The 19,884-nt window shown below is 37.9% G+C and carries 20 protein-coding genes; 1 reads left to right on the forward strand and 19 read right to left on the reverse strand.

Annotated features, from left to right (window positions below; all coding sequences use genetic code 11):
- Positions 1–329: 329 nt before the first annotated feature.
- The 15 genes from LI164_RS10470 to LI164_RS10540 form a co-directional block, all read right to left on the reverse strand.
- Positions 330–1,571, reverse strand: coding sequence for a tyrosine-type recombinase/integrase (locus LI164_RS10470; protein ID WP_022146408.1), 1,242 nt, complete (start codon positions 1,569–1,571; stop codon positions 330–332).
- A gap of 11 nt (positions 1,572–1,582) precedes the next feature.
- A complete protein-coding gene (locus LI164_RS10475; protein ID WP_227087105.1) occupies positions 1,583–1,837 on the reverse strand; it encodes an excisionase in 255 nt (84 codons plus the stop codon).
- An 11-nt stretch (positions 1,838–1,848) separates the two neighbouring features.
- The gene (locus LI164_RS10480; protein WP_022146406.1) at positions 1,849–2,067 is read right to left on the reverse strand and encodes an excisionase; all 219 of its coding nucleotides are present in this window, start codon (positions 2,065–2,067) and stop codon (positions 1,849–1,851) included.
- Between the two features lie 12 nt (positions 2,068–2,079).
- Positions 2,080–2,298: an excisionase gene (locus LI164_RS10485; protein ID WP_022146405.1), complete on the reverse strand. Its 219-nt coding sequence runs from the start codon at positions 2,296–2,298 to the stop codon at positions 2,080–2,082.
- 93 nt (positions 2,299–2,391) lie between these two features.
- Positions 2,392–2,613 (reverse strand): excisionase, encoded by a 222-nt coding sequence (locus LI164_RS10490; protein ID WP_173880322.1) that lies wholly within the window; start codon positions 2,611–2,613, stop codon positions 2,392–2,394.
- Positions 2,606–3,166 carry a type II toxin-antitoxin system PemK/MazF family toxin gene (locus LI164_RS10495; protein WP_066559579.1) on the reverse strand — a complete coding sequence of 187 codons (561 nt, stop codon included), beginning with the start codon at positions 3,164–3,166 and terminating at the stop codon, positions 2,606–2,608. Before LI164_RS10495 ends, LI164_RS10490 begins: the two co-directional genes overlap by 8 nt.
- 105 nt (positions 3,167–3,271) lie before the next feature.
- Positions 3,272–3,859 carry a sigma-70 family RNA polymerase sigma factor gene (locus LI164_RS10500; protein WP_227087106.1) on the reverse strand — a complete coding sequence of 196 codons (588 nt, stop codon included), beginning with the start codon at positions 3,857–3,859 and terminating at the stop codon, positions 3,272–3,274.
- Between the two features lie 314 nt (positions 3,860–4,173).
- Positions 4,174–4,419 carry a hypothetical protein gene (locus tag LI164_RS10505; RefSeq protein ID WP_002587852.1) on the reverse strand — a complete coding sequence of 82 codons (246 nt, stop codon included), beginning with the start codon at positions 4,417–4,419 and terminating at the stop codon, positions 4,174–4,176.
- A complete protein-coding gene (locus tag LI164_RS10510; RefSeq protein ID WP_227087107.1) occupies positions 4,416–5,141 on the reverse strand; it encodes an ImmA/IrrE family metallo-endopeptidase in 726 nt (241 codons plus the stop codon). Before LI164_RS10510 ends, LI164_RS10505 begins: the two co-directional genes overlap by 4 nt.
- Before the next feature lie 130 nt (positions 5,142–5,271).
- Positions 5,272–5,871, reverse strand: coding sequence for a transcriptional repressor LexA (lexA, locus tag LI164_RS10515; protein ID WP_024853352.1), 600 nt, complete (start codon positions 5,869–5,871; stop codon positions 5,272–5,274).
- 340 nt (positions 5,872–6,211) lie between these two features.
- Positions 6,212–7,348 carry a Fic family protein gene (locus LI164_RS10520; protein WP_227087108.1) on the reverse strand — a complete coding sequence of 379 codons (1,137 nt, stop codon included), beginning with the start codon at positions 7,346–7,348 and terminating at the stop codon, positions 6,212–6,214.
- A gap of 79 nt (positions 7,349–7,427) precedes the next feature.
- A complete protein-coding gene (locus LI164_RS10525; protein WP_227087109.1) occupies positions 7,428–8,411 on the reverse strand; it encodes a YafY family protein in 984 nt (327 codons plus the stop codon).
- 20 nt (positions 8,412–8,431) lie between these two features.
- The gene (locus LI164_RS10530; RefSeq protein ID WP_227087110.1) at positions 8,432–10,168 is read right to left on the reverse strand and encodes a DUF262 domain-containing protein; all 1,737 of its coding nucleotides are present in this window, start codon (positions 10,166–10,168) and stop codon (positions 8,432–8,434) included.
- Positions 10,169–10,231: 63 nt separating this feature from the next.
- A complete protein-coding gene (locus LI164_RS10535) occupies positions 10,232–13,372 on the reverse strand; it encodes a type I restriction endonuclease subunit R (protein ID WP_227087111.1) in 3,141 nt (1,046 codons plus the stop codon).
- Positions 13,373–13,402: 30 nt separating this feature from the next.
- Positions 13,403–14,914 (reverse strand): DUF3800 domain-containing protein, encoded by a 1,512-nt coding sequence (locus LI164_RS10540; RefSeq protein ID WP_227087112.1) that lies wholly within the window; start codon positions 14,912–14,914, stop codon positions 13,403–13,405.
- A 66-nt stretch (positions 14,915–14,980) separates the two neighbouring features.
- Here LI164_RS10540 and LI164_RS10545 point away from each other — a divergent pair, with 66 nt between their 5' ends.
- Positions 14,981–15,577, forward strand: a complete 597-nt coding sequence (locus LI164_RS10545) for a restriction endonuclease subunit S (protein WP_227087113.1) — start codon at positions 14,981–14,983, stop codon at positions 15,575–15,577.
- On the opposite strand, the gene LI164_RS10550 is transcribed toward LI164_RS10545, so the two are convergent.
- The 4 genes from LI164_RS10550 to LI164_RS10565 all read right to left on the reverse strand — a co-directional run bounded on the left by LI164_RS10550 (position 15,566) and on the right by LI164_RS10565 (position 19,865).
- Entirely contained in the window at positions 15,566–16,081 is a 516-nt protein-coding gene (locus tag LI164_RS10550) for a restriction endonuclease subunit S (protein WP_227087114.1), read from the reverse strand. The two genes, LI164_RS10545 and LI164_RS10550, sit on opposite strands and share 12 nt — an antisense overlap.
- An 11-nt stretch (positions 16,082–16,092) precedes the next feature.
- On the reverse strand, positions 16,093–17,076 hold the full coding sequence (gene xerA / locus LI164_RS10555; RefSeq protein ID WP_227087115.1) for a site-specific tyrosine recombinase/integron integrase: 984 nt from the start codon (positions 17,074–17,076) through the stop codon (positions 16,093–16,095).
- A 106-nt stretch (positions 17,077–17,182) separates the two neighbouring features.
- The gene (locus LI164_RS10560; protein WP_227087116.1) at positions 17,183–18,310 is read right to left on the reverse strand and encodes a restriction endonuclease subunit S; all 1,128 of its coding nucleotides are present in this window, start codon (positions 18,308–18,310) and stop codon (positions 17,183–17,185) included.
- The gene (locus LI164_RS10565) at positions 18,294–19,865 is read right to left on the reverse strand and encodes a class I SAM-dependent DNA methyltransferase (protein WP_066517880.1); all 1,572 of its coding nucleotides are present in this window, start codon (positions 19,863–19,865) and stop codon (positions 18,294–18,296) included. The genes LI164_RS10560 and LI164_RS10565 overlap by 17 nt, the downstream gene beginning before the upstream one ends.
- Positions 19,866–19,884: the final 19 nt, after the last annotated feature.

A 19,884-nucleotide genomic window follows, 5' to 3' on the forward strand; every position in this document is an offset into this window, starting at 1 on the left:
CTGTATTATTTACATCATTTTTCTTATTTACACCATCTAAGGACTTCATTGTCGGGACTTCCTCCGACGCAGTTCTGAAACCACTCATATCCCTGAGCAACTCCCTACTTTGCTGTTTACAACCAGATAAAAAGCCTTGTTTACCTTTAAAATTAATTGCTTTCCGCATAAGTAGTTGTATTATTTGATGTATTTGATGTAAATCCCGATTGAGAGAATGGATTCTTCAATCGGATTGCTTACTAAATTATAATCTTTATTATTGAATAAGTCAATCAGACCAAAAAAAGCAGCGTACCAATTTTCATTTTAAAGTACGCCACTTTTTCCTACGCTATTGAATTATTAAAATATTTATCCAGTCCATCAAACTCGGTTCTTTTTAGTTCCTTTGTTACATCAGTATAGATATTTAAGGTTGTTGTTATATCCTTATGTCCGAGTGTATCCTGAATAACTTTTATATTTACACCTGCTTCACACATTCTCGTTGTAAATGTATGTCTGAGCGAATGACAACTAAAATGCGGTAAAAGCACTTCTGGATTTTCTGTTTTCAAAAACTGCTCATCGTTGCAATCACGGATTATGCGTCGGATTGCCTTATTCAAAGTCGATTGATGTTGTGGCTGTCCGAAGCGATTGAGAAATATAAAATCTGTATATCCATCTATGGTTGCTTCGCAGTGAACCCCTAGCAGTTCTTGTCTTTCTTTTTCCATAACAAATGCTTCTTTAACAAAATCGAGCATCGGAACTTGTCTATTTCCAGCTTCTGTCTTTGGAGTATTCACATTGAAATAGCAGCCCTTTTTTCCTTCAGAAGTTCTGTGGTCATAATAAACCAACGTGTGATTAACATCTATAATCCCATCTTCCAAATCAATATCACACCATCTGAGTCCGGTAACTTCTCCAACTCTTAACCCCGTTCCTAGCATTACTGCAAACACCGGATACCAATACACTGCTGTATTAGAGTTCTTCAGATAATCCATAAACAATTCCTGCTCAGGTCGAGTAAGTCCCCTGCGTTTCTCTGTCTTGAAGCAATGAGCTTTTTTCAATTCTCTTAAAACATTATTTGTCGGATTGTTTCTGATATAGTTATCATCAACCGCCATATCAAATATCTGATGAAGAATGTTGTGGACACCATCAACCGTTGCTGGCTTCAATCCTCGCTCATCAACCAGATAATTATAAAATCTCTTAATATCTGATTTCAAAAATGTTGAAACTCTCTTAGAACCGATTTGCCGACGTACAAAGGTTTCATAAATATATTTGTAATTCTCAAAAGTGTTGTTTTTCAATCCTCTCTTCAGGTCTTTCCACAACTCATATAAATCATCGAGTGTAACATATCGTGCTTCCGCTTTTATGCCATCACTTTTGTCTTTCTCAATCGCTTCCTCTTTAATCCTGAGTGCTTCAAGCGTTTTTGAATAGACATATCTTCTTTTATGGTTTTCATCAGTCCAACTGTACTGATAACTTCCATCACTTCTTTGAAGTTCTCCCGTGCGAAGAACTGTCCTTGTTTTATCTTTTCGTTTTGGTCTTGCCACGGCTGTTCCTCCTATATTTCATTCCTGCTATTTAAAAAATCCACAAATTTGTCGATGATGACATACACCTGATAACCGTCTGTCGTCATAAAATTGCAGTCTTTCCTTTTCATCAGCTCTCGTATTTTTCCCCTTCCGATACCTGTATAAGCGGCTGTTTCATTTACCGACAAACATTTCTTTTTCCAAAATGGCTGCTCTTTTTTCTTTTCTATAAGGCTTTCCCGATAAGCAATCATTTCTTTATCTGCAAAATCCACATTCATCGTTCCACCTCCTAAATCTCATACATTTTTTCAATGTACTCATCAAACAATTCTCTCTTTATCATTCGGCGTTTTCCCACCCATAACACAAATGGACAGTCAGCAAACCTTGTCATTTCACGAAGTTTTTCTCTGCCAATGCCAGTATAGGCAGTAGCTTCATCAATGGTCAGATACGGCTTATGCCATATCGGTACTTCTAATCTTTCTTTTTTTACTGGATTACTCACAATAATACCTCCTCATATCGAATACTGTTTTTTTATAAATTCAACAAATTCTTCTCTCTTGATAAGTCGCTTTGAGCCATTCCATAAAACGAACGGACATCTTTCATTATCAGTAAGCTGTCTGATTTTCCTGCTTCCAACACCTGTATAAGCAGCGGCTTCATCAATTGTAAGCATTACTTTTTCCCAAAGTGGGACATTATAGATTGTTTCATCTTTTTCGTTGTTCATATGCTGTAACCTCCTTTGCGTGGTTACAGCATACTCAAAAATCTATACTGAGCCAACGATGCGAATTTGTTCATCGCAAATTTGACTTTTCCATTAAATTGAATACTGATTTGCAATATATTCCTCAAAAATTTTTCGCTTTATCATTCGGCGGCTTCCTATCCAAAGTACAAACGGGCAATCTTGCTTTTCCGTCATTTCATAAAGTTTTCCTGTTCCAATATTGGAATATATAGATGCTTCTTCAATCGACAAATTAGGCTTATGCCAAAGCGGTACATTATAACTCTGCTTCTTTACGCTGCTATTAGACATTCTTGCACCTCTTTTCTTTCTTTGATGAATATCTGTCGGTAACAACATAATCCCAACCATCCCCATCACACTTATCACATCTGTCTTTTCGCTTTGCAAATGGGTCGAGTCGCCTTACGATATAGTCCGGATTGTGAATGTAATCATTCAGGCACTTCGGACATAGGCAGCGAATATTTTCTTTTCCCTCCGGCTTGTAAACCCAAAGTCCAAAAGTCTTTTTCAAAGTTGCGTTTATCTGCCTGAAAAGTTTATCATCATCTACCGTACCTATGTATTCACGCAAATCCTCTCTATTGACTGTCCGTATCTGCTCCAGAAGAACCATTGACGGTTTCTTCAGTCCAAACTCCTCGCCGAGAATAATGTGCGATGGCAAATATCTTTTCTTGATTACACTTGTAACCGCTGCAACAATAATCGTCGGAGCATTCTGGTTATAATCGTCCGCCTGAACGACAAGCACCGGACGCTCTCCGCTTTGTACTGAACCACTGTTATCTCCAAAGTCATAGTAGAATAAATCCCCACGACAAATCATTTTTTCTTTCATACACATAACCTCACAAGAATCTAATTTTTAAAGTGTCATTCGTATCCGGAATGAAATAACCCCTTCACTCATTTGGACAAAGGGGTCTGAAATGCACACCCAAAATCAGAGATTTTCATAAAATTTGATAAAGTTTTTCTTTGCCGCAGCAATGGACTTATCCACGGAGCTGTAATATACGCCCTCCTGCTTTGCAATTGCTCTGGAACTCAGACCGCAGCACACATTCTTCATAAGGCGTTCCCTTTGAAGTGGCTGCAACATTGAAAGTGCTATCCTTGCTTTCCTGATTTCACACTGACGCAATTCTTCTCTTTCCAGTTCAAGCCTTTCTTCCTCTGCTCTTTCAAACGGGTCGTCAAACATAATGGCAAGTTCTTTATGGAACTGTGAGGACATTTCATCGTCATATCCATAGCAGTCAAGTGTGCGACTGCTTCTCTTTGCATACTTGTCCTCATTTCGGTTCGCATCGTCAATTACCTCTCCCTGAGCAATGGAAAGATGTACAAACGGAGAATATCTTTCTATAACAAGGGGATACTTCTCCCAAAGCTCTTTTACAGATAATTCCGTAATAATTGCCCATTTCTCATCTCCGGTATAACCGTTATATTCGTATTTAAGGTTTATCAGTTTACAATCCTTTGCAAATAATTCTTCTTGTTCTGCTAATGTAAGTTTGTTTGTCATTTTCGTAATCTCCTTTGAATTTTGAAAAATTGATAAGTTTCAAAATTCGGAGATTACGGGTACTCAGCTATCTGGCACTGCCATGCGTTATAAAACATAAAAGTCCTTTCCCAAGTAAGGGAAAAGACCTAATACTGCACGAAGCATAATCGAATAAAACAGCAACAAAAAAAGCACCGTCGAATCTGGACAGCAAAGAATACTTCTATTCTTCACTTATCCGGCTTCGTACGGTGCTTGGTAGTTTAGCAAATAAATTGCTTATCTCCGCTTACTCGATTAGAAATCGTTACGATATTTACTTGTAATCTTCATCACCTGCAATTCCTGCCATATCCGTTCCTGCGGATTCTGCGGAAGTAAGCGAGATTTAAGATATGGACATTCTTGCATTTCTGACACTTCACACTCAAATGTCCGGTTGCGTCTGAAAAAACTCTCTGTATCCTGAACCCACAAGTCGGGCAGAGAATATCTCGCTCTTTCAGACTTTCTGCTTCTACTCTTGACAGAAGCAATCTCTTTTGTATTTCAGGTGCTACCTGAGTCTGTAACCTCATTGTGAAACACCTCCCAGATTTAGCTCATTGGAAATGTACTCAAGGATATTGTGATACTCAAATAGTCCCATATCTCTCAATCTGATAACCAAGGCTGTATAAGATACTCCGATATAAGCTGCCATTCTACGGATAACTGCTTTATCCTTTGAAGTAATGGTATTATCGCCATAAACTTTTATCGGATTTGACTGATTATATTTCGCCAAGGCATTTTCAATAATTCTTCTCGGCATAAGAAGCGAAGCTCCCATTGTATCTGCCTGCCATTCAACAGACGCAAACATCTGAGCCAGTTCCTCTTTGGAATAACTACGCTCACTGTCATACTCTGCATGAAAGCGTCCTTCACTCGGCATTGCATACATCTTACTCAAGATATGATGTGACGCTTCGTGTGCCATTGTAAACCTGCGACGTCCCTGCTCCTTTTCAGCAAGAAGAAATTTATCAAGTACGATGGTATCTTTCGGGAAAACAAAGGGAATAATTTTTCCGTCCTGATGTACCAGCAGTGGTGTTGCTCCATCTGCCAGAAAGCCAATCCTGCCTGCATCATCTTCTGCGAAAGAAGCGTATTCAATTCGTAACATAAGAAATTCTGTAATGAAATGTTCTATGTCGATAGATTGAATCACTCGATTGCTAAACTTATTAGTATAAGCTGTTATCAAGCCTTCGCTGATTTCTTCCAACTCGGCTCTTGACATATAAATACTCAAGTTGTGTCCACCTCCGACTCCACCTTGTCCGGCGGTGCAACTCCTCCGGCAAAGTTCTGTTGTATTTCCGCACTATCCAAATTGATTAGATAGCGAATTCCTTCAAGTGTTCTCATTCGTCTGTCCTCTGTTATAGTTCTTTGATGATGTGACAAGCCACACCCTGAATGCAGCACTCATCTACAATGATGTCTTTCATCTTCTTGTTTTCCGGATGGAGAATGATTTTCTTATTCTCATCATCTCGGAAGTAGCGTTTCAATGTATTCTGATTATCCACAAGGGCAACTACTATATCGCCCTCTTTGGCTTCTACCTGCTTTTTAACAACCACAAGGTCGCCGTCATCAATCCCTGCTTCAATCATAGACTGACCGCTTGCTCTTAATATGAAGAAATCTCCTTTGCCGAAAATAGCAGTAGGAAGTGATACATATTCTTCAATATTTTCTTCCTCATACTGAGGACTGCCACAAGGAATAGAACCTACAATCGGTGTCTGTGTCTGTTCGCCACTGTACTTACGGGTCACATTGGTACGAATCTCCTGCCCGTCGTACTCAATCATATTCTTCTCAGCCATCTCTACTAAGTATTTGTATGCTGTACCTCTGGCAATGCCAACAGCTTCAGCAATCTTTGTAGTCGATGGGGATTGTCTGTTTTGCAGGTAATAATCCTCGATATACTTTTTTATCTCACTCATAAGTTCAGGACTCTTGCTTCTCATACCTGCACCTCGCTTTCTTTTCTATCGGAAGCAGTTTGCTTTCGATAGTTTTATTATACCTGATACGAAAAATTTTTCAAGTAGGTTTTTCGCAAAAGAAAAGAGGTGTCGCAATTTGCTAACACCTCAGTATCTTTCAATATTTCCATTGAAAATTACAGCCTATAAAGGCTTTTTTATTCTATGAACTTTTATCCTACAATTTGTGCAGACCGTCTGCACAATTTCTATTCTGTTCCTTTTCTCTCTTTTCTTCTGCTGAAAATAAAACATCGGATTGTCTACACGCTGTGTCGACAATTTCAAGAAAAATCTTATAAAACTTCAGATAAGATATACACTACTTCTTGAATTTATATTTTCCTTTTCCGTGACCGGATACTGGCTCAATAATATCTGCCTGCACCAAATTGGAAAGAAGTTTTGAAGCACCTGAACCTTTCAGCTCAAGAAGTTCCATAACTGCACTTCTTCCAAACACCTCATCGAAACCAAACTTTTCAAAAAGTCTATGGATATGAATCGTCGTTTTTACCGAGAAATCACTACCTTTTTCGGAAAGTACACTTTCAATATCCACTTTTTCATCTTGAATGTCCACTTTTTCATTCTCAATATCCACTTTTGTATCCCCAATGTCCACTTTTTCTTCGTTCAAAAGTCCACTTATATGAAGATTTCGATTATGAAGCTCATTTTTCTCGTTCAAAAGCAGATTCCTGAGAAATGCTTCCAGATACTCTGTTGTTTCGTGAATACCTTTTTGCAAGTTCGTATAGTTTGCACGGACAAGTGCATTTCTGAAATACCACGCATTTTCTGCAAAAATATCATTGGTTGCAGAAAACCCAAGCGTCCTTAAATATTTGATGAAGAACACTGCCGTTGTTCTCGTATTGCCTTCCCCGAAAATATGGATTTGCCATAACCTTGAAACAAATACCGCAAGATGATGGATAATCTCATCCATTGAAAGTCCTTTGTAGCTAAAATCTTTCTCCTGCGAAAAATCGTATTCAAGTGTAGCTCTCAGTTCGGACGCACTACCGTACATAACGGTTGCTCCATCAAGCACCCATTCTTTCTTTGTAATGTTGTAATCTCGAATCTTTCCGGCGTGTTTATAAATCCCCTGAAAGAGTTTGCGGTGGATAGAGATATACTCATTCGGAGAAAATGAGAACGCTGTTTCAGAAAGAATTTCAGCAATACGGGAAGAAACCTTATCAGCTTCTTCAGTACGCTCGTCATCAGACAAATGGACAGGTCTTTCCTCATAGTAGCTGTCGATAAGGCTCTGTGCTTCCTTCATCGTGATTTTGCCTTCAATATTCTGAATGGCAGTATCAATCAAATATTTAGATGGTTTGAGTCCGTCCACCGCCTGAAGTCCGATTGCTGTACTCCAAGCATACCCCTTATGAGCTTTATCCGGTTCAGACTCCCTCAAATATTCCTTAAACGGGTCTTTTTCCATATCTACTACCTCGCTTCATAGTCTTATAATTCAATCTTACCTAATTTGTGCAGACCGTCTGCACAAATTCAAATCTGCACTATTCACTTTCCTGCATCCCCTCATCGGCTTGTGCAATCATCTGTCTATACTGTTCCTTCACACTTTCCGGTGCAAGTATCTGTACCTTACCATTGAAACCAAACACCCAACCGAAAAAAGTAGGACTGGCTGATACTTCTGTCTGTACTCTGAAAGAAGTCATATCATACGCAAGAGTTGTCACATCTTCTCCAAAACGGTCAACCATTGTTTTCATCAGACTGTTATCACACCGTAAATCCACAAGAACTTTCTCTCCTGAGAACATAAAGAATACTTTCTTTGTGTAATTCTCAATATCAAAATCATCGGGCATAGGAATAATGTCCTTATCCAGTATCTCGGGTTTTGAAGCAATACGGTCTACTCTGAAATTGATAACCTTACTTTTCTTCTCGGAATATCCGAGAACATAATAATAGTCCCCACACCAGAGAAGTTTATACGGACTCAGCTTATAAATTTCGCCCTTATTCTTCAGAACTTTTTTCTTTAATCCGGTATAATCATAATACTGGAAAGAAATCTGCTTGCCTGCATTGATGGCATCGTTTATAGCGTCAATGATGTAATATATCTGCTCATTATCCGGCTTAATTCGATTGACCACATAGTTATTACGCTTCAGCTTTGCCACCTGCCCCGGACTGGTCATCGTATGTATCTTTTCAATCAGAATTTCGCTTTTCTTCTTTGTAATAAACTTCGATGACTCCACTGCATCTATCAGCAGTTTCAGTTCCGGCAATTCAAACTTACGACTTGCTACAAAGTATTTGCTCTGGGTAGAATGGATAGTAACAATATCCATTCCAAACTCCTGAAGTGCAGCAATATCTTTCGTAACCGTTGTTCTATGTGCAGATATTCCGTATTCATCATTCAATATATTGATTAACTGTGTTGTGGAAAGAGGATTTTCTTCATCGGTTCTTTCCAGTAAAATCTTTTGTAGGTATAAAATTCTTGGCTTTGTTTCCATAGCCCGACCTTTCTAAAATACTATTTAATCAAACTGTTTTTCTGCAAGTAATTGATAAAGCAATCAATCATCTTTTTATATCGGTCAATAATATCTTTCTCGGTAAAATCAGCCGATGTAGCCGTTAGGTCAAGAAGTTCAACAACACCTGTTCCCTCTTTCACCTGACCTTTACTGTTTGTAAATCCCTCATAATACTTCTTCTTATCCGTAAAACGATAATCAGAAGCACGAATGTTGATTCTTTTCTCAAGTAATGCTTTATTGCCCAATGACTCTACATTTCGAGTATCTGTTAATGAATTTTCTTTCTCGTTCCTATTCCGAGCATAAATATGTTCAATCTCAAAAGTAGTTTCAAGTGAAAGTAGTGGCTGTTTATCATTCTGATATGCCCACCAAGCTATCATTGCTTTTGTAATTGGACGTGCATTATTGAAGCTGAAATTATCAAACATACTTCTTATGGTATCCGCATCGAATTTGTATTTTGAAAATTCAACAGGTTTGTCATTTACGATATTTACCATCTCAGCATACACTGGAGTTCTAAGGGCATTTACACCCGGATTTGTAATAGCATACGTCCATATAAATCCAGTTATCTTTTGCAAGAATGTATAGAACTTCTCATCATCAAGCAAATCTTCATCATCTTTATTTTGCATAAAATATACGGATACAAAATATGTCCACATTCCGTTTGGAGCATAGTTCAATACAAAAAATTGCTTCAAAACTCTATTTGAAAATCTATCGGTATCTTGGTTGGAAACATCTTCCCAAAATTCAGCCAATACAATCAATTCGGTTAATGTATTAGTGTCTTTCAAAAGGGCATACGAGTTTTTCTCATAAAACTTTCTTAAAGCTTCTGTTGTAGAAGATACAATTCCCATTTTTGCACGAACAAAATACATATATCTTGTAAACAATTCGTCCATCGGTGTCCCAGAAATCGGGTGGAATATTCTCTCGCAAAGTTCTTCGAGCTTTTTCCATTGAGCAATAAATTCTTCTTTTTTACCCAATTTAGAAAAATGCTTATAAAACTGTGCCTTAAAAATATCCGCATCAGACAGCGGCTTTCCTCTATCATTAAGCGTTGAAAAAATACGCAACGCTGTATCCTGCGACTCAGCTTCAATCGGAAGGAGAATACAGTTATTCATAATACGGGTAGGTAAATAAGCAAAGTAAGTAGGATATTTGGACAAAAATTCATCAATATTATTCTGGAAGAATCTGAAGTTGCAAGCGTATTTGCTTTTCATTTCTTTATTGACAATTCCTGTTCTTAATATTTCAAGAAATTCTTCTTTATCATTATCAGTAGCAACCTCAGAATCTATCTTGAGCTGTGACATATCAGGCTCGCCAAATTCATCAGTTTTCCATAAACACTTTTCAATATTCTGCTTTGTTGATATAGAAGCCTTGTCCTGCATATGACCGAACTTAGAATAGAACGCTCTTAAAAGCAGCATAAGAGTTGTCAATCTCTGCTGTCCATCAATAACCTCTAATTTATCCTCATTTCTAAAAGTTACAATCGGACCGAGAAAATACTCGCTATTACTATCAAATTCTGTCTTCCCTTCATCAGGAATAGCAAAAGAAAATATATCGTCCCAAAGCGTCCTGCATTCAGCTTCGCCCCACGCATAAGGTCTTTGATAATCCGGTATTAAAAAGTCCGATTTTTTACTCTGAAATAAATCTTTTATTGTTTTCTGGTCAACATTTAATTTTGACATAACTCAATTCCTTCCTCTTCTAATTCTATCATCTGAAAACTTTTTCCTACTCCAATCAGTTCTTTAATTCGCATATTTCTTAAAATTCTCTGCCTGTTCAAGAACTTCCTTGTAAACATCATCAATGGTTACTGGCGGATAGCCGAACTCATCAAGCAGCAATATTAAATCCACTTGCAGATTTGCCTTAATATCATCACGGGCAGACCAATCGGTATAGCGTGACTTATCGTCAACAATCAGCTTTATCCTCTTGGATAATTCAATCATTTTATCGTCCGGATATTCAAACTCAAATTTCTTGGAAACTGCTTTCAAAATATCATAGAAAGCCTTTTCTTCATAATCTATACCCATATTCTTGAAGGAGTTCTTTTCTATTTTCAGTTCAGACAACAACTGTGCAAGCTGCTCTGCAACATCATCAAGGACTTCGTTGGCATATGCTTCATCACGACGTCGGTTATTATACTCATCAACAACTTTCTTGAGTCTGTCTGCAAATTCCACACCCATAATCTTATTGACTTTCTTAAACTCGTCAATCGCCTGAGAAAGAAGTCTTTGAAGTATCTTGATTTTCGTATTCGGCAACTGAATAGCATTTATTTTATCCATATATTCATCGCTGAAAATATCAACCGATATATGCTTTCCGGTTTCAAATAATTCCTCAATGCCATCAGACTGAATTGCACCCTCAAGCATTTTGCGGACACGAGCGTTCATCTGCTCAATATCCGGTGCGTCGCCCTTTGTCAACTTGAAAAGGATAGAACGGACAGCACAATAAAAATGAATATAATCCTTATCTTCATCAGAGAATTTCTCACTTGAACTACAGAGGTTAAATGCCTGTTTCATTCTCTTGACTGCTGCCATAAATCTTCTTTCCAGTTCTTCAGATAACTGCACATACTCAACTGCACGGTTCAGACAGGCAAGCTGTTCAGTAGGAGAACCGTTAAAGAAATCACTACTGTTAAAGTTATGGAACATCTGACCAAGGACTTCTAACTGGTCTTTTACAATCGTGATAGACTGCTCCACACCTTCAAATTCTTCGCTCTCAAAATTCGTATATTTCTTGAGGGCGGTATTCATATTTTTCTTAATACCTATGTAATCAACAATCAAACCTTTATCTTTGCCCTCGCATACACGATTTACACGGGAAATCGTCTGAATAAGGGTATGTTGCTGAATAGGCTTATCAATGTAAATCGTATCAAGCTCCGGCACATCAAAACCAGTCAGCCACATATCTACAACAATGGCAATCTTAAAGTTTGATTTCGGATTCTTGAACTGACGGTCAAATTCTTTCCTATCCTCTTTTGTACCAAGCATATCAAAGAGGTCTTTTTCATCATCTTTATTACGAGTCATAACCAATTTGATTTTTTCCATTGGCTTCAACTCTTTTTTATCTTTTTCACTCAGAACAACACCGTCATCACAAATTTTCTTTTCTGTCCATTCCGGTCTGAGTTCCTTTACTATCTTATAGAAATCGTATGCTATATTTCGGTTGGAACATACAAACATTGCTTTTCCTGCTACGGTTGCACCTTCTGCCACACGGGTTTCATAATGCTTGATAAAGTCCTCCGCAACAGCACGAAGTCTGTCAGGGTCGCCAATAATAACTTCCATTTTGGCAACTGCTTTCTGACTTTCTTCTACTTGATGTTCATTTGCCCCCTCAAGTTCACACTGAGCATAATATTCTTCAATCTGTCTTACCTTGTCCTGATTGAGCATAACTTTAGCTGCACGACCATCGTAAACAAGATTAACTGTAATACCGTCCTTAACAGCTTCCGTCATTGTATATGCGTCTACAACACCGCCAAAGACTTCGATTGTTCCATCAACCGGAGTTCCGGTAAATCCAACATAAGTCGCATTTGGTAAAGAATCGTGCAGATACTTGGCAAAGCCATAGGTTTTCTGAACACCTGACTCTGTAATCTTAACCTTTTGGTCGAGATTGATTTGGCTTCTGTGTGCTTCATCAGAAATACAAATAACGTTCGTTCTGTCTGTAAGAAGCTGCAAATCCTCTGTAAATTTCTGAATGGTAGTCAGATAAACACCGCCACTCTCTCGTCCCTGAAGCTCCTCACGAAGTTTCTCACGAGACTCAATGCTTACAACAGTTTCATCTCCGATATATTTCTTTGAACCGACAAACTGCTTGGAAAGCTGGTCGTCAAGGTCTGTTCTGTCTGTAATAATGAGAATAGTCGGGGAAGAAAAGTATTTGCTTTTCATCAGCATACGGGTAAGGAAAAGCATTGTATAACTCTTGCCGCAGCCTGTCGCTCCAAAGTATGTACCACCTTTACCATCTCCTTCAGGGCGAAGATGAGCCTTGATATTCTCATACAACTTATTTGCCGCAAAGAACTGTGGATAACGGCACACTATCTTCAAATCCTTATCTGAGTTATCCGGAAAATAAATAAAATCTTTGATAACTTCAAGCAAACGGTCTTTTCGGAAAAGTCCCTTTACCATTGTTACAAGAGAATTGATACCGTCCAGTTCTTTATCGTCTGAGTTTATCTTTCTCCACGCATAGAAGAAATCATACGGGCTGAAGAAAGAACCGTATTTATTATTTGCTCCGTCACTGATAACAACAAACGCATTGTATTTAAAAATCTCCGGAATATCTCTACGGTAACGGATTGTAAGCTGCTTATATGCGTCCATTATGGTCGTATTCTCTTGTACCGCACTCTTAAATTCAAGAACAACAACAGGAATACCATTTACAAACACTATGCCATCAGGAATACGCAACTGATTATTTACGCCTTCAATTTCAAACTGATTAACCACTTTAAAAATATTGTTTTCAGGAGTGTCGAAATCAATAAGTTCAATGTAGAGGTCTTTCTGCGTTCTATCCTCACGATTAAGAATAAAACCATCGCAGAGCAACTTAAATACAGCCTTGTTTGCTTCATAAATCGTACCGGAAATATTACGCAGCATTAGAATGACACTATCCACCTCACTCGGTGTGATACCGTCTTTCGCATAGCGATTATAGAGGTATTGCTTTAGGTCGTTCGTAAGCAGAACCTCTGTCCTTTCTCTGTGTATTTGGTCGCCACTGACATAGGTGTACCCCTCGTCTTTGAACAACTCCATTATTGACATTTCCAATGCGTGTTCATTAAAATTTGCCATTGCGTTCACTCCTTTTATACGCTCTGTGTTTTATAAAATATCAGCAAAATACCTTTTCTTCTCTTTAGTAAATACAACTTGTGACGGGAATAAATTTTCTCCCATATTTGCCATTCCAATAGCCGTATATGCCCAATCACTCAATTCTTCCGGCAAGCGATAACAAACCGGATTGTTCTCATTTGAAATCGTAATCAACGGAATGCCCGATTTATTCATTCCAACAGATAAAACCATTTCCGTTTGACTGCCTTCGGCAATTTGAAGAATAGGCTGCTTCGTAATATCATAATAAACTTTTGCTCCACGGTTATTTAGAAAATAATCCTTATCATTTTCATCAATAAAGTCTATCGGTAATTTACTTTGTCTGCGGTTAAAATAATCGGATAACTGCCGACAAACATATCCATTAAAGTATTCGCTTTGCATTTCAAGCTTTTCGTTGATAATCTGTTCTGTATTCTCAAAATGAGCCATATAGCCAAGCAGTCCTATAAAACATACCAAGTCATCAGAATAAATTCCCGCATACGACTTATACCAAGCATTATCCCATTCACAAATTATCTTGTATAACTTTTTATATAAGTTCAGTTGAGCTTCATTAAGCTGAAACCATTTTGTATCTAACAGTTTTTTCTCCGGTCCCTCTGCAATGGAATGATAGTGCAATTCATCACACAAGGCTTTTAGCAGCTTTGAAATGATACCCGCCATCATATCAGCCATACGCAAGCCGCAACTGTCTTTTGAATTTTCCTCTGTTACATTAGACAGTCCCACTTCACACGTAGCCTGCATTGTTCTACTGGCTTCGTTCTGTTCTCCCTCTTTATCTAAAACTAAGGCATAATTCTTAATTTGTTCTTCCTGCAAGTATTTCGTAAAACCACTAAACGGCATACGATAATCCCATTGCAGTTCCGGAATAGCTGAAATATCGTCCAAAATATACAGTATATTTTCAAAAGCTTCATTCTCCTGCTCTTTCAGACTCATATTTGAACGGTTACATTCAATTCGTTCTCTAAAAAATCTTTTCAATTCCTCTACAAATTCTTCCGGATTATCATAAATACTTTTGATAACATTCTGCGGACGATATGCAACAAGAGCCTTTGTAATGGAATACTTAACCGCATCTGCATCTATAATGAAGTTGTTCTGATAACCTATAAAAAGCTGCAAAACTAAATATTCTATCTTACTTGCAACAGAAAAATACAACTTGGTACTTTCATCAAAAATAGATAAAAAGTCCATTATAAACTGTGTGTTGGCTTTATCGAGCGAAGCAAATCCACATTCAAACTTCCTTTGCTTCAAGGTTGTACTTTTTAATTCTCCGTTTCTATCCTTACGGTCAGCATATTTATTTTCAAAGTCCTCATATTTCTTGAAAACTTCTCTTTCCTTTTCTTTCGCCCAACCAACTACAACCGTAACAAAATTATCGTAATAATTTGGAGCAGTTACGGTATTATAGTTGATTTTTCTACTGTGTTCTGACTCATCATAATAAAATTTATATGTATCCATAACTGTTCCATCTCCTTTCGGTTAAATGATAATTTAGCGGCAACCTTAGACGCTTTATTCTCTGAGTTGTATGGGCAGCTAAATGATGACGATAGTGTTTCATTAGATACCGTTTGTTCTTTAGCTTCAAGTAAGCGTGTATTTGCCGATGATTATTCTGATATGGGCGTTCCTTTTTATAGAGGTAAGGAAATAACCTTGAAACAAGCAGGACAGCCAATTATAGAGCCTTTATATATTGAAAAAGAACATTTTACTTCTTTGAAGGAGAAATATGGTATCCCGATGAAAGGCGATATTCTTATTACCGCTGTCGGAACAATCGGTAACAGTTACCTTGTTCGAGATGAGGAATTCTATTTCAAAGATGGAAATATCATTTGGCTAAAAGATTTCAAGGAAAATCTAAACTACTATGTTTACGACTTTATGCAAACAAAGATTTTCAAGCAAATGCTTGATGGTATTTGTATTGGCTCAACTCAAACTGCTTTAACCATTGTGGCTTTATCAAATCTTCAAATTAAGATACCTGATAGCCGCCTTTTGAATGAATACACGAAACAAAGTATGGTAGTGAGAACTCAAATTGAACTGAATACGGATGAAATTTCACATCTGTATGAGCTTCAAGCTATTTTGCTTGCAGAATTAAGCCGCTAAATTATCATTTATCCTCTGCTTCAATGCAATTCTGTCTGTAACAATCTTATATGCATTCACAATCTTTTGCTGTTTTTCGATAGGCGGTACTGGCAATTTCATTTTTGCAAATTCTTCCCACGGCATACTACCACGCACACCGCCAACTGCAATAAAAGCAGCTTCTCTATCAAATTCTGGTCTTTTGAACCACATTTCCAAATACTCCGGCAAAATAATATTCTTATCTTTTACTCTAAAAATAGGATATGCAGGTGACATTATTGCTTCTTCATATTCCTCTAATCTTGCAATCGGTATTTTCCCGTCACGACTGACCTGCATTAAACTTACCGCAAAGTCATTTCTACGGATAATCTTATACTTTGAAAGGTCTGTTCCATTTGTATTCGCAACAGATTTAATGAAACATTTATCAATACTTACACCTATCAGTTCTGAAATTGTGCCATCACTATTTCTTTCATCTACCTTTGTTACAAGTTCCTCAATGGTTTTATACATATTTTTCCGCCTTATCCTATATATTTTCTATGAGCAATTTTCACATTGCTCTGCTTAACCATTGCATACTGCAATGTCGTATCTATTCTTCTATGCCCTAAGAGTTGCTGAAGCTGCTCAATGGGCATTCCTTTATCTATTGCCATTGTCGCAAGAGTACGCCTAAACTTATGTGGATGTACCTTATTCAGTCCCAAACATTTTCCGAGTTGTCGCAATCGAACCTCTATGCCACCGATTTTCATTCGATTATGTGGTGCTTGCAGAGACACAAAAAGTGCCGGATTACTGTCCTTTCTGCTTTGCAGATAGTTTTGCAAATGTATTTTTGTCCTTGCGTCAAAATAAACTATTCGTTCCTTATCGCCTTTACCAAAAACAACACATTCTCTTTCATTAAAATCTATATCTTCACGGTTCAGCAGTACCATTTCCCCTACACGCATACCCGTTGAAGCAAGCATATCAATCATTGCCAAGTCCCGAAGTTCTGTGCAGCTATCTCTCATCAACTCAAGAGCTTCATCTGAGTAAGTTTCTTTGATATTCGTTCCGGTCTTGACCTTATGTATTCGTCTAACCGGACTTTTCAAAATATAATCCTCATCCTCAAGCCAAGAAAAGAAACTTGAAAGTATTCGCCTTATATTGTCTATCGTAACTTTACTTGATTTTCTTGTAGCTTGATATTCTGTCAAATAACAGCGAATATCGTCCGTCGTTATATATTTAATTTCCTTTCCAATACCATCAAACATTGCTTGTATTGTGGCATTGTAGTAATTTAAGGTTTTCTCAGAGCATCCTTCAATACGCTTTGCCGATAAGAAAGACTCTACCAAATTCTGCTCTGAAATTTCCTTGTTCACTTCTTTCTTTGTTACCTCATACTCAAAGAGCGTATGCTGTAATACCTCTTGCAAGTGTTCCATCTGTGCATTATTCAAATACGGTAACATTCCTTGAATAACATCTGTGATTAGGTTCTGTTTCATAGTCAATTCTCCTTTTGTATTTTTAAGAGAACGACTACCAGTGGCAGTCCCTTGTTTTAACTCCCGCCACTGATGGGAGTTCTATTGTAAATGATAATTTAGCGGCTTAAATCGTCAATTTAGACAATAAGGTTCTTTGTAAACCTACAAGTACATCTATTTCTTTAGCATTGTTGCTTATCATACTGAAAATAGAATGACCTTTTACACCAAATTCTCGTAAAGAATTGTCATCAGGAATTATAACCTGAAAGCCGTTTAACAAATCTTTACCTACATTTGGAAATGTAGAACCTGTTGCAGCTGAAAGAATTTCTTGAAGGCTGTTATCTATCATAGCCTTTACAAACCAATTTAAGGTGCAATCGCTTTTATGATGAATTGCTGCTAATCCTCGCCCAATAGCATATGATTGATTAGCCCAATTCATACGTCCGGTTGTTGAGCCACGAACACAAAACAATAAATCGCCCTCAACACAATGTTTTTTACCATTTGTTGTCCATTGCATGGGAGATGGCGAATAAAAGCCAAACTCTGTTGGTCCGTTTAACAAAGGTTCTCCTACTCCGTTATTATTACAATCATCGCCTTGGGGTGACTGTCCCATTGTTATGGCTGCAATATCTGAAAAAGGTGCAACTCTCCAACCAAAAGGTAATTCGTCAGAAGATGTTATAGTAAAAAACTCTTTATATAAAGCAGATAAAGTTGCTTCTAAATTATCATTTATCTTCTGCTTTAAAGCAATTCTCTCCGTAATTGCCTTATAACTGTTCACTATTTCAAGCTGTTTTTCAATAGGTGGGATAGGCAATTCCAGTCTGCAAATATCGTCCCAAGTAATCCCACCACGAACACTTCCGTCAGTATGTAACCAACAAATACGGTCAAATTCCGGTCTGCGAAACCACATCATCAAATAATCTTCGTTGAGAAGTGAATCGTCAATCACTTCAAACATAAAATATGCCGGAGATACAAGTGCAGGTGTATCTTCATCATACAAAGCGACAGGCAAACGCTCATCACGACCGACGTGCATTGGATTACACGCAAACTTTCCTTTTGTTATCAGTTTATATTTACTCAAATCCGTACCAATGACATTTGCAACCGACGGCATAAAGAACTTGTCTATGTTAATTCCCAAAACTCTGTCTGTTATGCTTTCTCTGTTCCGAGTATCAATCAGCCGGATATGGTTTCCTAAAATATCATAATTCGATTTCATATCCCAACTCCTTAAATACAGCAAGCAAATCTGATTTGGATTTTTCCTCTTGAACAAGAAGTTCTTTGAGTTCTCCCTGCAATGACTTCATTTTTGTGTCAAAGTCGATGTTCTCATCACGGTTGACAAACTCAATATATCTGCTCGGTACAAGAGTAAATCCTTTTTCCTTTACTTCATCAAAAGAAGCAGAATAGCAAAACTCCGGCACATTCTCATAAGTTTCCTCATAGCCTTCCTGCTGCCAGTTATGATATACACTTGTAACTTTGGCTCTATCTTCCTCTGTCAATTCAATGTACTTCTTCTCATAAGGACTGCCCATCTGTCGTAAATCCATAAAGAGTATTTCATCTTCTCGGTCACGATAGCGTTTGAGCTTTCCGTTCTGTTCCACAACACGAGCCTTTTTATTCTTATTGAGTACCCAAAGGGTAACGCTGATGTCAGTGGTATAGAAAAGGTTTCTCGGAAGAATAATAATCGCTTCTACCAAGTGATTTTCTATAAGCTGCTGTCTGATTTTCAACTCTGTACCATCATCAGATAATGCACCATTGGCAAGCAGGAAACCTGCCACACCGTTTTGAGAGAGTTTGGAAACAATATTCAGTATCCAACCATAGTTTGCGTTGCTTGTTGGCGGAACTTCATATCCGTTCCAACGAGGGTCGTCTACAAGCTCATTTTCGGCTCTCCACTGCTTCTGATTGAAAGGTGGGTTTGCCATAATGAAATCTGCTTTAAGGTCTTTGTGCTGGTCGTTGGTAAATGTATTGGCTGCCATCTCTCCAAGATTTGCAGAAATACCACGGATAGCCAAATTCATTTTTGCCAGTTTGAAAGTGGTATTTGTATATTCCTGACCGTAAATAGACACTTTCTTTTTATTACCGCTATGTGCTTCTACGAACTTGATGGACTGCACAAACATACCGCCCGAACCGCAACAAGGGTCATAAAGTATTCCATCGTAAGGCTCAAGCATTTCGGCAATCAGGTTTACAATACACTTTGGTGTGTAGAACTCTCCTTTACCTTTTCCTTCTGCAAGAGCGAACTTACTAAGAAAATACTCATATACACGACCTATAATGTCGTTCTCTTTATCATCAGTGTTGATACGATTGATTTCATCAAGCAAAGAAGCCAACTTTGCCGTATCAATATGTAAGCGGGAGTAATAGTTATCCGGCAAAGCACCTTTCAGTGCCGGGTTGTTCTTCTCAATCGTATAAAGTGCTGTATCTATCTTCAGGGCAATATCATCCTGCTTTGCATTTTCAATAATGTACTTCCAACGGCTTTCTTCAGGAAGATAGAATACATTTTCCTGAGTATAAAACGGCTTCATATCCGCATACTTTTCGCCGTGTGTAGCAATAATCTTATTACGGCATTCCTCAAACTTGTCACTGGCAAATTTAAGGAAGAATAAACTCAGAACAACGTGCTTATACTCCGCAGGCTCAACAGAACCTCTCAGTTTATCAGCACTTTTCCAAAGTGCTTCTTCCATTGATATTTCTTTCTTTGGTTTAGCAGCCCTTGCCATCTATAATTACCTCCGTGTT

Source organism: Dorea sp. 210702-DFI.3.125 (assembly GCF_020560945.1).
Lineage (GTDB): Bacteria > Bacillota > Clostridia > Lachnospirales > Lachnospiraceae > Dorea > Dorea formicigenerans.

Coding starts and splice junctions, on each gene's coding strand:
- LI164_RS10520 (WP_227087108.1), bottom strand. CDS start 7,348: ATGGAAAAAGACCCGTTTAAGGAATATTTGAGGGAGTCTGAACCGGAT.
- xerA (WP_227087115.1), bottom strand. CDS start 17,076: ATGAAACAGAACCTAATCACAGATGTTATTCAAGGAATGTTACCGTAT.
- lexA (WP_024853352.1), bottom strand. CDS start 5,871: ATGAGAAGCAAGAGTCCTGAACTTATGAGTGAGATAAAAAAGTATATC.
- LI164_RS10505 (WP_002587852.1), bottom strand. CDS start 4,419: ATGAGGTTACAGACTCAGGTAGCACCTGAAATACAAAAGAGATTGCTT.
- LI164_RS10525 (WP_227087109.1), bottom strand. CDS start 8,411: ATGGAAACAAAGCCAAGAATTTTATACCTACAAAAGATTTTACTGGAA.
- LI164_RS10550 (WP_227087114.1), bottom strand. CDS start 16,081: ATGTATAAAACCATTGAGGAACTTGTAACAAAGGTAGATGAAAGAAAT.
- LI164_RS10485 (WP_022146405.1), bottom strand. CDS start 2,298: ATGAACAACGAAAAAGATGAAACAATCTATAATGTCCCACTTTGGGAA.
- LI164_RS10500 (WP_227087106.1), bottom strand. CDS start 3,859: ATGACAAACAAACTTACATTAGCAGAACAAGAAGAATTATTTGCAAAG.
- LI164_RS10540 (WP_227087112.1), bottom strand. CDS start 14,914: ATGGATACATATAAATTTTATTATGATGAGTCAGAACACAGTAGAAAA.
- LI164_RS10490 (WP_173880322.1), bottom strand. CDS start 2,613: ATGTCTAATAGCAGCGTAAAGAAGCAGAGTTATAATGTACCGCTTTGG.
- LI164_RS10535 (WP_227087111.1), bottom strand. CDS start 13,372: ATGGCAAATTTTAATGAACACGCATTGGAAATGTCAATAATGGAGTTG.
- LI164_RS10475 (WP_227087105.1), bottom strand. CDS start 1,837: ATGAATGTGGATTTTGCAGATAAAGAAATGATTGCTTATCGGGAAAGC.
- LI164_RS10565 (WP_066517880.1), bottom strand. CDS start 19,865: ATGGCAAGGGCTGCTAAACCAAAGAAAGAAATATCAATGGAAGAAGCA.
- LI164_RS10495 (WP_066559579.1), bottom strand. CDS start 3,166: ATGAAAGAAAAAATGATTTGTCGTGGGGATTTATTCTACTATGACTTT.
- LI164_RS10530 (WP_227087110.1), bottom strand. CDS start 10,168: ATGTCAAAATTAAATGTTGACCAGAAAACAATAAAAGATTTATTTCAG.
- LI164_RS10560 (WP_227087116.1), bottom strand. CDS start 18,310: ATGAAATCGAATTATGATATTTTAGGAAACCATATCCGGCTGATTGAT.